This window comes from Magnetofaba australis IT-1, assembly GCF_002109495.1.
In the GTDB taxonomy this organism is placed as follows: Bacteria; Pseudomonadota; Magnetococcia; order Magnetococcales; family Magnetococcaceae; genus Magnetofaba; species Magnetofaba australis.
The window spans coordinates 383,048-396,470 of record NZ_LVJN01000020.1; the positions used below are offsets into that span (position 1 = coordinate 383,048).

A 13,423-nucleotide genomic window follows, 5' to 3' on the forward strand; every position below is an offset into this window, starting at 1 on the left:
TGACCCCAGCGAGGTGTGGGGCGGAGCCCCACGGTTTGGCTGTTGATCTTGGGGAGTTCGAGGGCGGCGCCCTCGATATCTTTCCTCTCCAAAATCACCCCTGTCCAATTCTGAACTCGACTGAGTATAAGGCGGAATTCTGATGGTCTATCAGGATTTGCCCATGATGGCGTCACGCATGCCTTTTAATTGATCCACTTTATTGATGATGCGGGTCATGTTGACCACGTCGATATTGTGAATCTCTTCACCACCTTGAGTGTAGACGTACTTGCGCACGTCCATGGTGACTTTGAGATTGGATTTGTCGCCGGGCTTCCAGGCGTCGGCCTCCACTTCGCGGAAAGTCCCGTTCAGTTGCACCACCACCGCAACCACGGCGTCGGAGTCTTCGCTTTTGAGCGCGCCGCGAATGGTGATGGGTTTGGCGTTGCCCGGCGCCAGGCCGAACAGTTTCAGGACCTCTTTGTTGTAGCCGGAGAGGGTGAACGAGGTCTCCATCTTCTCCATGCCCATATCGATGGCGATGGGCGCATCCATGCCGCCGGCGCGATGCTCTTCGGTTTTGAGCGCCAGTTTGGGCAGGGTGATCTCCACCACATTGCCCGCATGTCCGTGGCCATCCACAAACAGATTCATATTGCGCAGAACGTCTTTGGCGATCATCAGAACACCTCTTCAATGTAGTCGTTGATCATGTGGCTGCGGAAGGTCACATGCTCGGCCGGATAGGGCGGGGTGAAGTCGAAGTCGAAGTAGACTTTGCCTTGGGTCACCTGGTCGGGGGTGTTCAACTCCGGGTCGGCCCAGCATTTGCCGCCGAGGATGGCGCCGATGGCGGTCAGATGGTCCAGATAGGCCTGCACGCCCGCCGTGACGTCCTCCACGTAGGTGCGGGTGATGTTGCGATCCACCGCCCACATGTGGGCGCGTTGCAGGGAGTCGTTGATCATGTCGGCGGTGCGACGCACCGACAGGAAGGCCCATTTGGAATCCGACGAGCAGGAGCGGTTGCCCCACAGACGGTAGCCATCCTTCTGGATGATGGTGGCGACTTCGTTTTCGTTGAGATAGTTGGCGCGGGCGTTGACGTCGCCCAGGGAGAAGTCCACCGCGCGCGCCGTGCCGATGATGCCGTACATCTCGCGGTTGGAAGGGCTCCACCAGAAGCCGCGCTCGTTGTCGGATTTGACGATCATGCCCGCCACCCGGGCGCTGGCCGGGGCCACGGTTTCGGCGTTGGCCACGCTGTCCCACACCCGCACCCAGGGGTCGACGATGAACACGCGGTCGGAGCCGAAGCTTTCGCGGTAGGTGATGGCGTCGGCGTCGGTGGTATTGGGGCCGTCGGCGATGATCACCGCGCGCAGACGGTCGGCGATGCCCAGCATCTCGGTCAGCACCGCGGCTTGATGCGAGAAGCCGGGGGTGACCAGAATGCGCGGTTGCACCTTGGCCACCGATTCGGCGGCCAGCAGGGCTTGCACGCCCTCATAGTCGCCGGTGGCGGCATTGACGCCGCCAATGACGTTGGAGAGGGTGGCGGCGTCATCGGCGCCCTCTTGCACGCGAATCACCGCCACCATGGCGCCGGCTTGGTCGAAGATGGCGTCCATGGCCGCAGGCAGAGTGCCCAGACCATTGCCGGTGGTATCCAGTTTAGCGGCTTCCAGGCGGCTGCCCGCCACCAGCACCGGGGTATTGAGAGGAAAGGCGGCGGCGTCGGCGTCGGGGGCGGTGCCCACAATGCCAATAACGCTGCTTTTTACCGTAGAGATGGGGCGGGCGCCATCGGTGATTTCGATGACTTCAACGCCATGTAAAAATTGTTCCGGCATAACTAAAATCCTCCATAAGGATTGTGTTCTCTACACGCTGTTGACTGATGTGAGCGCTTGAGCGTAGGGGGATGCTGTGTTCGTGTTAGCGCACCAGCCAAAGCTCCACGTCAGCGGACAAGTCGCGCATCTTGATCCAATTCGACGCCGTGGGTTGACCTTTACGAAGCGGCACCTGGCCCAGCAATCCTACCGGGGCCCACTCCGCACGTTCATCGCGGGGGGCGTAGTCGTGGCTGGCGTTGTAATCGGGGTTTTCAACCTGCGAGCCGTCAGCGTTTTTCATGGGGCGCAGGAAGGCGTCTTTCCTATAGCGGCCACTCCAGCCGTCCCACGCCGTGCCCATCTTCAGCGCAGCGATGCCGGAGATGACGCCGATAGGGGTTTCGCCCGCCTGGGCTTTACGAATTTTGCCGTTGGCGGTGGCGATCACGCTGTAGCCAACGCGATCCTCGGCGTCGGGATTGCCATCGGCCCACTCCATCATCTCCGCCACGTCGAAAGATTGGCTGGCGTTGAAGACGCCGCGCGCATCAACGCTGCCGCTGATTTGAGAGATGCGGAAGTTGTTATGATAGGTCCCGCCACCATCTTTGCCGCGGAACACCAGATGCGTTCCCATGGATGAGGAGCGCAGCATGATCTGCGAACCATCATCTTCGATAGTCAGGTCATGCGCCACACCATGGACATACACAGAGGGGCTGTCAAAACCGCTGCTGGTCGAGATTGAACCGCTGGCGGAAAGCGTGTCACAGGTGACGCTATTGATCACGTTAACACCCTGCGCGAACGGAATCTGCGCGGTGGTGACGCTGGTTCCATCCAGCGCGATGGCGTCGGGCAGGCTGGCGATGGCGGTGGAGACATTGCTCTGCGCCTGGGTCACAGCAGCGGAGACATCGCTTTGTGCTTGAGTGACGGCGGCGGTCACATCGGATTGCGCTTGCGACACGGCCCCGGTCAAGGTGGTGTTGATATCGTTGATCTTGCCAGTCACTTCCGCCGTCAGGGACTCGGAAGCGATGACCAGATCACCAATATCTTGCTGGAGTTGAGTGACTTCGGTTTCCAAACTCATTGCATGTTCTCCATCGTCAGAAGTCGATCATTAAACTGAATATGACGCAGCTGGGATTTCAGCAGCGCGGTGGCGTAGCGTGACAGGGCGCTGGCGGATTTCACCAGTTCGGTGGTCAGGCTCAAATTCAGCGACTGGCCTGTGCCGGTGACGCTCACGGATTGCGCAGGCAGCGCGGTGAGGGCCAGATCGAACGCCAAGTGCAGCGGCGTGCTGGCGCTCTTGAAGGTCAGCGGTTGGGTCTCATGGCTCCACAGGGCCAGCAGGGCGCCGTTCTCCAGATAGAAGCCCAATTCACCCACCCAATATTCGTCCGTCCCGTCTTCCAGGAAGGTGACATGGAGTTGATGATCGCCCTCCATGCGGCCATCGGCGACGGGAACGCGTGTCACTTCGTTGTGCAGCGCGGTCATATCGTCGGTGGGGAGATACTGCCCGGAGCCCAGCGCCACATGGGTGATGCGCGCTTGCAGACCATCGCTGGCGGCATTGAACACCGCCGTTAATCCAGCTTGCGTGATGATGGGAATAATGGGGTTTGTACTCATGCTGCCTCCTGTAGGATTGCGGTGGCGCGCAAGGTCGCCGTCGCGTAGGTGGTCGCCGCCAACTGTCCAGCCTGGATGGCGACGGGGGAAACGGAAGTGATGGGTTGGGCGATGACGCGGCTGACGCCAAGGGCGCCCGTCTGCGCCAGTGCGCCGACGCTGTTTTGCAGATCGATCTGTGCGCTCAGGCTGGGGGTGAGCGACTCTCTGAGCGTGGCGAAGCTGTTGTGGACGCAGCCTGCAAAGAGCGCCTGTTCCAGGCGGGCGCCGATGGTGAGCTTCTGCAGATGGCTGCGCGCAGGTTTGAGCCGCTCCGCCAGGTCGCGGAGTTGCGCAATCAAGGCGGCGTCGATCATCACTTCGGCAGTGGCGTCGGGGTTGTGCCCGGCCCACACCAGAAGCTCGAAGGTGTGTGGCTCGCCCGCAATCTCAAACCACTCTTTTACTTCAGCCGTGGCGCCCAAAGCGGCGAGCCCCTGACGCACGGCGCCAATGGTCCCTTTGATGCGATGCACCGCCACCGCGTCGGCGCAGACTCGACGCTTGGCTTCAACGCGCCAGTTGGGGTCCCAGGCGTCGACGGAGAGCGCCCAGGCCAGCCAGGGCAGCAACGCTTCCGGACAGAGCTGCGGATTCCACAGATGACGCAGAGGCGAAGGGATCGCGTCGAGGCGTGCGCTGGTTTGATCCAGCGCCAGTTCCGATGCGCTGGCGTTGGGGGGCAGGATGGTCACGCTCATGGGACCGCCTCCACGCTGATGGCGTCGGCGAACAGGGCGTGATCATAGGCGACGTCGATGTCTGCGCTGGGCGTGAGCAGGGAGACGCGCAGCACGCCAGGTTGATGCAGCGCCGCATAGAGGCCGGAGAGTGTGACGCTCAGGCCCAAACCATGGCGCGCAAAGCAGTATGCGGTGACAGCGGACAGCGAGGCCTGACGCACCACTTCGGCGTCGGGGCCCTCCTCAATGTGCAGCTGCGCCTGCACCTGATAGGGGGTGATGCTTGCTCCCTGCACCATGACCTGATCGGTCAGCGGACGCACACTCTCGGCGTTGAGGGCGGCGTTGACCGTCTCCAGCAGTGTTTGATCCGGCGTCCCGTCGCCAGTATCGGAGAGGACGGTCACCAACACTTGTCCCGGCGACGGACTGGTGATGGCGACATCTTTCACCAGAGGATCGGCGGAGAAGGCGTGAAAGCGATAGGCGTTGACCGGTCCTGCGGCGGCGATGCCCTCCAACGCCTGCCGAGCGCGTTCACGTAGGCGGTCGTCAGACTCCATGACAGGCTCCAGCGGCGGAGTGGCGTCGACATCGCCTGGGTCGATCACTTGACGGCTGATCCCCAGGAGCGCGGCCAGATTCTCCAAATCCGCGCCCACTGCGTGCGCCAACATCACGGCGCGGGCGCCGTCATTGACGCGCTGGCGCAGGAGTAGTTCGCGATAGGCGAACGCTTCGAGCAGTTTGACCACGGGTTCGGATTCGCGGCTCAGAGCAGGAGCCAACTCCGGCGCCGCTGCGCTGACGAAGCTCTTCATCTCGGTGAGAATCGACTCGTAATCGGGCGCCTCCACCACATCGGGGGAGGGCAGTTGCGACAGATCCACCACGCTCATATCTCAACTCCTTCCAGTTGAATGGGCGCGCCGTCGGGCAGATAGACGGCTTCAATATCCAATGAAATCCGGCCCGGACCAGCGCTGCGCGCTTGGGTGCGGGTCAATCGCAGACGCGGCTCCCAGCGATCCAGCGCCTCTGCGGTGGCGGCATAGATGGCCAGCAGAGTCCCCTGGTTGAGCGGCGCATCCACCAATTCGAACAGGCGCGAGCCATAGTCGCGTCGCATCACCCGGGTTCCCAGCGGGGTGGTGAGGATGTCGCGCACCGACTGCCGCAGCGACGCCATCGCCTCCAGGCCGACCCCGGTTGTTGAATCCATGCCGTGGGGCGTAATGCTCATCTCAACCTCCGTTTGCAAATACGTTGTGGCTGCCGCTGGCGGCGGCGGAGCCGCAGGCGACCGGATCGCCGATGCGGGCCAGAGCAGACCCATTGACGATGACGTTGGGGCTGCCGCCCGCCATCACCGAGGCGTGGGTCTCGGGAATAGGCGGGCAGGTGTGCGCCGCCCAGGGGTCTCCGACCCGATGCGCCGCGCGTCCATTGATGAAGACGTTAGGGCTGGCGCCCACATTGGGCCGTGCGGGCCAGCAGCCGTGGCCGGTGCAGATATCGCCGAGGCGGACGCATTTGGGCATGGCGTCACCGATCGTCGTTGAGGTGGATGACGTCGCCGCGAATGGTCACCGAGTGGGGCGCGATCACCACATGGCTGCTGCCAGTCTTGATCTCCAGCGTGCCGCCGCTGGCGGTCAGGTCGATGAGCAGGCGATGCGCAGCGCGGTCGTGCTCCATCAGCGCGCCATCGGCGTAGCGCACGCGGTGGCGGCTGGCGACGTTATCCGGTTGCGGATAGGCGTTTTGATAGAGGGCTGGCAGAATCACCCCCTGAGTCAGTTCGCCGCTGGGGGAGAGCACCAGCACCTGCTCGCCCTCTTCAGGGGCGCGCCAGGTCACATCTGCGTGGGCGCGCTGGGTGATCCAGGGCAGTGGCGCGGTGACCAGATCGCCAAACCGCACTTGGGCGCGGGCTGTCCCATAGTTGACGCTCTCCACCCGCCCCACCCGCACCAGGTTCTCCAGTTGGCGGGAGACTTCCGCGATCAGCGCGCTCATGCCTGCGCCTCTGCTGTGCGAATCGCCCGCGCCGCATCGGTGATCGGGTCATATTCCGGCTCATGGGCGAGGCCCAGATCAGGGGTGACATGTGCGAACAGTGCGTCAGGTTGCAGCGGGTCATCCGCAGTGCGGCGCATCATGGCGCTGTCGACGGTGAGCGTCAGCACATGGAACAGGGTGGCGGCGTTATCGATTTCGGTGCGGTAACCGCTGGCGCGTAGAGCGCCGAGAGTGCCGGTTTGATCCAGCAGCGCGTTGGGGTCGAGGGAAAAGAAGACCGGCGTAGTGTGTAGACTCTGGAGCAGAGGCCACAGATCGTCAGAGGCGTCAACGGCGGCCAGCCAGAGTTCAACGGATCCGCGCCAATGGGAGTCCACTTGCCAGCCGCTTTGGTCCACGTCGCTGTGGGACAGTGGCGTCATGCCGATGATGATGAGATCGGCGGCGCTCCACAGGGCGTCAGCGACGCTCTGTGAGAGGCTGTCGTCGGCGCGCAACTTGAGTGCGTCGAGCATCTGTTGGCGGGTCATCAGTGATCTCCAGCAGAGAAATTAAAACGATACTACGAATCTGGAGTGATACTACCAATATCGTAATAATATGATAAGGGAGAAATTGTTCTTTCCAGTGGCGCCTGCTTAAGTGGATGAAAAAACGTGAGTAAAATAATTCCGCAAAGTATTATTTTATTGAGTGGATGCTGATCTTAATGTGTGTATGGTGTGAAAAAATGAAACCAATCATTGGAGTGGTGCTGGCGTTGGGACTCTCTGTCTCAGCCGACAATGAGACGAAGAGCCAATTTCAAAGAGGCGTGGAGGCGCTGGAGCAGGGAATCTACGTCACCGCGCGCGAGGTGTTTGAACCGTTGGCGGAGCAAGGGGTGGCCGAAGCGCAGACCAATCTGTGCGGGATGTATTTGAATGGCCAGGGCGGACCCAAGGATGTGGCGCAGGCGGCGCGCTGGTGTCGCGCCGCCGCCGAGCAGGGGGAGCCGCAGGGGCAGAGTAATTTGGGCTATCTCTATCGGCGCGGCGCGGGGGTGGCGCAGGATGCGCGGCAGGCGGCGCGGTGGTGTCGCGCCGCCGCCGAGCAGGGATTCGGCACAGCTCAGTTCAATCTGGGGTATCTCTATCAGACAGGCCAAGGGGTGAAACAGGATGATCTTCAGGCGCTGCATTGGTATCGCCTCGCAGCGGACCAAGGCGTGGCGACTGCGATGCACGGAATCGGTCATATCTATTACCTGGGAAAGGGGGCGCCCCGGGATTATGCCATTGCTCTCGACTGGTTTCGTCAAGCTGCGGATCATGGTGATCCCATGGGCCATACCAAGATTGGCGTGATCTATTTTCTGGGGCAGGGGGTTCAAGCGGATCGTCACAAAGCGATCAGCGCCTTTTTCAAAGGGGCGGAAGGCGGAGATCCCGTGGCGATGCGTTTGCTCAGCAAACTGCAGTTGGAAGCGGCGTCATCCGCGCATGAGAGGGCATCGGCTGTGGCGTGGATGCGCAAGGCTGCGCAGTTGGGGGAGCGGGAGGCGCAATTCCAATTGGCCTTAATCCTGTTTATTGGGGATCAGGCTCCACAGGATATGGCGACGGCGACTCAGTGGATGGAGAAGGCCGCCCGTCAGGGGCATCCGGAAGCGCCCTATCTTCTGGGCGAAACCTATTTTGATCCCTCTATCGCGCTGTACGATCCCGCCAAAGCGCGTAAGTGGTATCAAAAAGCGGTAAAGCTTGGGAATCCAGCCGCCATGAGCAAATTGGGACATATTTTGGAAAACGGGCTTGGCGGCGTGCGAGACCTGCCCGCAGCGTATCGGTTATATGAGACGTCCGCCCAGCAGGGGTATGCCCCGGGACAGTATCACTTGGCTGATTTTTATGAGCGGGGGGTGGTTGTGGAAAAGAGCTTACGCCAAGCGCAGCACTGGTACGCCAAAGCCGCCGCCCATGACATCGCGCCAGCCCGAGAGGGACTGGCGCGCGTCACGGCGGCGTTGAAGAGGGCGGAACGTTAGCCGTCAATCACGTCCAGCATGTGCTGCTTGATGACGGCGGCGTCGGCGTCCAACAACACTTGGCGGGTTTCGCGATCCATCAGGTCGGCCAGCGGGCCCGGCAACTCGGGCTCTTGGCCAATGGCGGACTGCACTGCAGCGCCGAATTTGGCCGGGTGCGCGGTGGCCAGACAGATGGCCCCAGGATAGTCGGCGGCGGCGGCCACGCCCACGGCTGTGTGGGGGTCGAGCAGATAGCCGGTTTCACTGTGAGTGGCGCGGATCTGTTCCAGAGTCTCCTCTTCGCTCACGGCGGCGGCGGCGAAGGTTTCGTTCATCAACGCGCGCTTCTCTTCGCTGATGGAGAAGCGGCCTTTCTCCGCCAGATCGGCCATGCAGGCGCGCACGGCGTCGGCGTCGCGACCGAGTAGGTCGAACAGATAGCGTTCGAAGTTGGAGGAGACCTGAATATCCATGGAGGGGCTGATGGTGGGATGCACATCGCCCACTTCATAGACCCCTTCGCGCACAAAGCGCGAGAGGATGTCGTTGCGGTTGGTGGCCAGAATCAGCTTGCTCACCGGCAAGCCCATCTGCATGGCCAGATAGCCCGCATAGATGTCGCCGAAGTTGCCGGTGGGCACGGAGAAGACGAGACGTTGGCTGTCATCGCCGCCGGTGGCGCGGCCCCAGGCGTAGAAGTAGTAGACGATCTGCGCCAGGATGCGCGCCCAGTTGATGGAGTTGACCGCCCCCAGGCTGTGGGACTTTTTGAACTCCAGATCGTTGAACAGTGCTTTGACGATGGCCTGGCCGTCATCGAAGGAGCCGCGAATGGCGATGTTGTGGACGTTGTCATCCAGTACGGTGGTCATCTGCCGCTCCTGGATGGGGGAGACCCGTCCGTCGGGGTGCAGAATGAAGATGCGGATGTTGCTCTTGCCGCGCACGCCGTGAATCGCCGCCGAGCCGGTGTCGCCAGAGGTGGCGCCGAGGATATTCAAATGGCCGCCGTCGCGGGCCAGCAGGTACTCGAACAGATTGCCCAGGAACTGCAGCGCCACATCCTTGAACGCCAGGGTGGGGCCGTGGAACAGCTCCAGGATGCGTTTGTCGCCCACTTTGACCACCGGGGTGATCTCCTTGTGGGCGAACGAGGCGTAGGCGCGATCGATGAGGGATTTGAGATCATCGGCGGGAATCTCGTCGCCGATGAAGGGGCTCATCACCTCAAAGGCGAGGGTCTGGAACGGTAGTTTGGCCCAAGTCCGCAAGGTTTCGGCGGGGATGAAGGGCACGGATTCGGGGATCAACAGACCGCCATCGGTGGCCAGGCCCATCATCACGGCGTCGGCGAAAGCGACGGGCTCGACCCCGCCTCGGGTGCTGATATAACGCACGGAAAAGCTCCTCTATTCGGGATTGGCGAAAGGCCGCCAAGGTGGAAGATCGCGACATTTATTGGCGCGATCTTCCGGGGTCTGGGGTCCGCGACCCCAGCGGGTCGAGGGCGGCGCCCTCGTGGGTGCAGGGCGAAGCCCTGCTGGGGTCTGGGGCGAAGCCCCAGTCTCTTTCAACATCCAACACCAATGACTGGGCGAAACTATACTGAGCGCGCGCCCAACCGGCAAGCGTTGGACGCATTACAGCTCATCCGGCAAGCCCGGATCGGTCATCAATTTCAGCCCCAGGGCGTACTTGGAGTAGCGCGAGGGGGTCAGATCGTGGCGCTGGCGCAGCTCGGCGGCGAGGGCGTCCAACGGGGCGAAATCGCCTTCCAGCAACTCCAACTCCACCTCCACCAAATCATGAGCGAGGCCATTGGCGCGCACCTGTCCGCAATCCAGCGCCATCTCCGCTTCGCAGCCGGGCAGGCGCAGATGCACGGCGATGCGGGAGAAGTCGGTAACGAGCAGCTCCTGCAACGGCTCCTCCAGCGGCCACGGTCCGCGCGCCAAGAGGGCGTCGCGAATCTCGCCTGCGGGCATGTCGCCCAGGGTGGCGGGCAGATAGGGCAAAAACTGCTCCCACTCGTCACGGGCGGAAACGCCGTTTTCAATGCGACCGCCCCCCTTGAGGGCGGAGCGCCACTGCCCCGGGGCCTCTTCGCGGGTGCGAAAGGCGAGGCGTTTACGCATCAGATGGCGCGCGGCGGTGTCATAATAGATAGCGCAGTAGGAGAGATCCTTGGCTTCGCCAATCTGTGCGGCGCCAATGGCCGGGTCCGCCCGCACCGCATCCAGAATGCTGGCGTGGGCGGCGGTGAGTTTGATCTCCTGTTCCAGGGCCATGGCGATTTTTCCTTGGGCGACGGACGGGTCTATCCAGTTGTTAACATTCGGCAGCGAACATTGGGACGCTATAAGATATCGAGGGCTACGCCCTCGAGCTCCCAAGATCAAAAGCCAAACCGTGGGGCTCCGCCCCACATTTTTGGATACGGCTTCGCCTGTGGCCGCTGGGGTCGCGGACCCCAGACCCCGAAAAAATCGGCCATAAATGTCCGATTTTTCCAATTTTACATCTTTGTGTGAAACGACCACTTTTGACTTATAGCGAGTATACTGAACACGCCACGCCAAAAAGGGGCCACTATAGAGCGTTCAGCGGAGGGTTGCATGGACAAACTGCTCTGTATCGACGTCAACGGGGTGCTGCTGGAGTCCGAGCAGGAGATTGAACTGGCCTCGTGGCTGGAGTTCGCCCAGTGGGCGGCGGCGCGTCACCATGTGCTGCAAGGGGAGGCGATGCCCGATGCCGGATGGTTCGACCGAGTGCGCCGATTCCTCTACCTGTTTGGCGATACGCCGCCTGCGGCGCGCTGGCCGCTGCTGGCGGCGGGGTTCGATCCCGATGCGCTCAGCGCCGAATTGATGGCGCAGCTGGCCGCCATTGCTCCGGAGCAGACGGAATCGGCGGGGCATCCGCATCTGGCGGACTGGCCCGATGCGGATCTGTGGGACGCTTTTGTGGGCTGGCGCACCCACCATCCCATTCCGTTGGACCCGCCTGATCCGCAGCGCCACCCGCGCGCATTGCCGCCCACATGGTTGGCGCGCTGGCGCCCGTTCTACCCGCTGCTGACCAAGCCGGAACACCGGGTAGCCATCAATACGCTGCTGCTGGGACGCTTCGATCCAGGACAGTTGAACGAGTCCATCATCAATGGGCTCTCCCACGCCGATGCGGCGTTGGAGCGCGAGACCATGCAGCGCATCACCCAGATCCGCAATGATCTCCTCGACAGGCCGGATTATGGCGAGATGATCGCGCTATTCCCCAAACAGGTGGACTATGCGTGGTTGGGCGAGCAGCACCGGGCGGGGGTGGTGGTGATGATCACCAACAACGTGTTTGCTCTGGAAGGGTTGCGCCGCAATGGCTTCCCGGTCACCGACGCCCATGTGCGCAGCAACGCCCAGGGAGTTTCCAACAAAGCCGAGCATATTCGCGCGCTGATGACGCGGGACCAGATCGAGCCGACGCGGATTCTGTTCGTGGATGACAAATCGGGCTCGCTGCAGGATGTGGCAGATGGTTTGCCGCAGATTCCCCGCGAGAATCTGGTTCAGCCGGAGTGGGCGCCGGAGGGGGCCAATGACGGACGCTTCCCCAGGCTGGATTTCGCCGACATCCGCGCCTGTTTTGAGGCGCTATAGTCGCTTGAATCCAGAATGACACACATCCAAATCGCTCAATGTTTGCGTGACGCAGGCTGAACTTGCGCTGACTATGGGACAAATTTCCAGAGGAAATTTGTCGGGATTGATTCGGGCCATCCGTGGCCCTCACCCTGCGGGCTTGCTGCGCGAGTCCGATTTGGCAATCCTGCCAAATCGTCATAGGGTCTGTGACCCTTAAGCGGGTGTGTAATGGAATGGTCCGCTCCGCTACCCAAACGGCCTCGCAATGGGCCAAGATGGTGGTGTGTTTTTCCATCTAAACGGAGTCGGAGCGGACCATGAGCAATCATATCGAAAACGGACAGGTACGGGTACTGGGGATTGATCTGGGCAAGAGCGTGTTTCAGTTGCATGGCGTGGATGCGCGCGGCAAGAGCGTTCTCAAGAAGCGACTGAAACGAGACGAGCTCCTGGAGTACATGGCGCAACTGCCGCCGTGCCTGGTGGGGATGGAAGCCAGTAGCGGCGCCCACCATTGGGCGCGGAAATTTCAGGGATATGGGCATGATGTGCGTTTGATGGCGCCGCAATATGTGAAGCCCTACGTGAAGCGGCACAAGAACGACAGCGTGGACGCTGAGGCGATTTGCGAAGCGGTACAGCGGCCGAATATGCGTTTTGTGGGGATCAAAAGCGTTGCCCAGCAAGAAATTCTAGCGTTGCATCGGGTGCGCAGTCTGGCGGTGAAGAACCGCACGGCGTTGGTGAACCAGATTCGCGGACTGCTTGCCGAGTATGGGATTGTCTTTCCCAAGAGCATCAAACAGGCGCGGCGGGCGATTGTGCTGATTTTGAGTGATGAGAGCTCGGAAATGAGCGCCAATTTTCGCGTAATTCTGGAGGATGAGCGCGATGAGCTGGCGCATTTGGATGAGCGCATCGGCAAATATGAGCGTGAGATTGAGGCGCTGGCCAAGGCGGAGCCGCAGTGTCGATTGCTGATGACGATCCCGGGAGTGGGACCGATCACGGCGACGGCGCTGTTGGCGTCGGTGGGGGATGTGCGGGCGTTTAAGAATGGCCGGGAGCTGTCGGCATGGATAGGGTTGGTTCCGAATCAGCACTCCACAGGGGGCAAGGCGTGGCTGACGGGGATCAGCAAGCGGGGAAACGGTTATCTTCGCACCCTGTTGATTCATGGGGCGCGGGCGGCGTTGCGCGTGTGTGAAAACAAGCCGGATCGCCGCAGCCAGTGGGCAGTGTCGGTGTCGGAACGCCGCGGCGCGAATAAAGCGGTGGTGGCGCTGGCCAACCGCATGGCGCGCAGCGCGTGGGCGATGCTGGTGAAGCAGGAGGCCTATGGGGCCAGCGCCGCTGTGTAGAGAGAGCGCAATACAACTCTAAAAGAAAAACAGGCCGATAAGGAAAGAGAAAGAGATCCCACCAGCCAGGTTGCGAGAGAGAGTCGAGATTGATGGCGTGAAACGGCATAGCCCTGCGTGGTCAAGAACCTGTTTCGCCCAAGGGCCCATAGAGGCCGAGGGTGTGTTGAGGAGGGCCACGCGCAAATTCCATCAGGGCCAG

Annotated in this window: 15 protein-coding genes; 3 read left to right on the top strand and 12 right to left on the bottom strand. The window is 61.6% G+C overall.

The features are described from left to right. Positions 1 to 150: 150 nt before the first annotated feature. From MAIT1_RS13930 to MAIT1_RS13975, 10 genes are all read right to left on the bottom strand, one after another. A complete protein-coding gene (locus MAIT1_RS13930; protein WP_085443522.1) occupies positions 151 to 666 on the bottom strand; it encodes a phage major tail tube protein in 516 nt (171 codons plus the stop codon). Then, positions 666 to 1,838, bottom strand: coding sequence for a phage tail sheath subtilisin-like domain-containing protein (locus tag MAIT1_RS13935; protein ID WP_085443523.1), 1,173 nt, complete (start codon positions 1,836 to 1,838; stop codon positions 666 to 668). The genes MAIT1_RS13930 and MAIT1_RS13935 overlap by 1 nt, the downstream gene beginning before the upstream one ends. 85 nt (positions 1,839 to 1,923) lie before the next feature. Further along, positions 1,924 to 2,919 carry a peptidase G2 autoproteolytic cleavage domain-containing protein gene (locus tag MAIT1_RS13940; RefSeq protein ID WP_085443524.1) on the bottom strand — a complete coding sequence of 332 codons (996 nt, stop codon included), beginning with the start codon at positions 2,917 to 2,919 and terminating at the stop codon, positions 1,924 to 1,926. Continuing rightward, positions 2,916 to 3,467 (bottom strand): phage tail-collar fiber domain-containing protein, encoded by a 552-nt coding sequence (locus tag MAIT1_RS13945; RefSeq protein WP_085443525.1) that lies wholly within the window; start codon positions 3,465 to 3,467, stop codon positions 2,916 to 2,918. The genes MAIT1_RS13940 and MAIT1_RS13945 overlap by 4 nt, the downstream gene beginning before the upstream one ends. Next, positions 3,464 to 4,207, bottom strand: a complete 744-nt coding sequence (locus tag MAIT1_RS13950; protein WP_085443526.1) for a phage tail protein I — start codon at positions 4,205 to 4,207, stop codon at positions 3,464 to 3,466. The genes MAIT1_RS13945 and MAIT1_RS13950 overlap by 4 nt, the downstream gene beginning before the upstream one ends. Beyond that, entirely contained in the window at positions 4,204 to 5,088 is an 885-nt protein-coding gene (locus MAIT1_RS13955) for a baseplate assembly protein (protein ID WP_085443527.1), read from the bottom strand. The genes MAIT1_RS13950 and MAIT1_RS13955 overlap by 4 nt, the downstream gene beginning before the upstream one ends. After that, positions 5,085 to 5,432 carry a GPW/gp25 family protein gene (locus tag MAIT1_RS13960; protein WP_198947899.1) on the bottom strand — a complete coding sequence of 116 codons (348 nt, stop codon included), beginning with the start codon at positions 5,430 to 5,432 and terminating at the stop codon, positions 5,085 to 5,087. Before MAIT1_RS13960 ends, MAIT1_RS13955 begins: the two co-directional genes overlap by 4 nt. A 1-nt stretch (position 5,433) precedes the next feature. Beyond that, complete coding sequence (locus tag MAIT1_RS13965; RefSeq protein WP_085443528.1) at positions 5,434 to 5,730, bottom strand: PAAR domain-containing protein; 297 nt, start codon at positions 5,728 to 5,730, stop codon at positions 5,434 to 5,436. Positions 5,731 to 5,734: 4 nt separating this feature from the next. Continuing rightward, positions 5,735 to 6,208, bottom strand: coding sequence for a phage baseplate assembly protein V (locus tag MAIT1_RS13970; RefSeq protein WP_085443556.1), 474 nt, complete (start codon positions 6,206 to 6,208; stop codon positions 5,735 to 5,737). Further along, positions 6,205 to 6,741 (bottom strand): hypothetical protein, encoded by a 537-nt coding sequence (locus tag MAIT1_RS13975; RefSeq protein WP_085443608.1) that lies wholly within the window; start codon positions 6,739 to 6,741, stop codon positions 6,205 to 6,207. The genes MAIT1_RS13970 and MAIT1_RS13975 overlap by 4 nt, the downstream gene beginning before the upstream one ends. Before the next feature lie 200 nt (positions 6,742 to 6,941). Between MAIT1_RS13975 and MAIT1_RS13980 the strand changes: the two genes are divergently transcribed. After that, positions 6,942 to 8,237: a tetratricopeptide repeat protein gene (locus tag MAIT1_RS13980; RefSeq protein WP_158089501.1), complete on the top strand. Its 1,296-nt coding sequence runs from the start codon at positions 6,942 to 6,944 to the stop codon at positions 8,235 to 8,237. Here MAIT1_RS13980 and thrC read toward each other — a convergent pair. Both thrC and MAIT1_RS13990 read right to left on the bottom strand, forming a co-directional pair. Next, positions 8,234 to 9,616 (bottom strand): threonine synthase, encoded by a 1,383-nt coding sequence (gene thrC / locus MAIT1_RS13985; RefSeq protein ID WP_085443690.1) that lies wholly within the window; start codon positions 9,614 to 9,616, stop codon positions 8,234 to 8,236. The two genes, MAIT1_RS13980 and thrC, sit on opposite strands and share 4 nt — an antisense overlap. Positions 9,617 to 9,859: 243 nt before the next feature. Beyond that, complete coding sequence (locus MAIT1_RS13990) at positions 9,860 to 10,507, bottom strand: CYTH domain-containing protein (protein ID WP_085443735.1); 648 nt, start codon at positions 10,505 to 10,507, stop codon at positions 9,860 to 9,862. Between the two features lie 327 nt (positions 10,508 to 10,834). Between MAIT1_RS13990 and MAIT1_RS13995 the strand changes: the two genes are divergently transcribed. Next, complete coding sequence (locus MAIT1_RS13995) at positions 10,835 to 11,875, top strand: hypothetical protein (protein WP_085443737.1); 1,041 nt, start codon at positions 10,835 to 10,837, stop codon at positions 11,873 to 11,875. Positions 11,876 to 12,177: 302 nt separating this feature from the next. Next, positions 12,178 to 13,221, top strand: a complete 1,044-nt coding sequence (locus MAIT1_RS14000; RefSeq protein WP_085443778.1) for an IS110 family RNA-guided transposase — start codon at positions 12,178 to 12,180, stop codon at positions 13,219 to 13,221. Positions 13,222 to 13,423 lie beyond the last annotated feature (202 nt).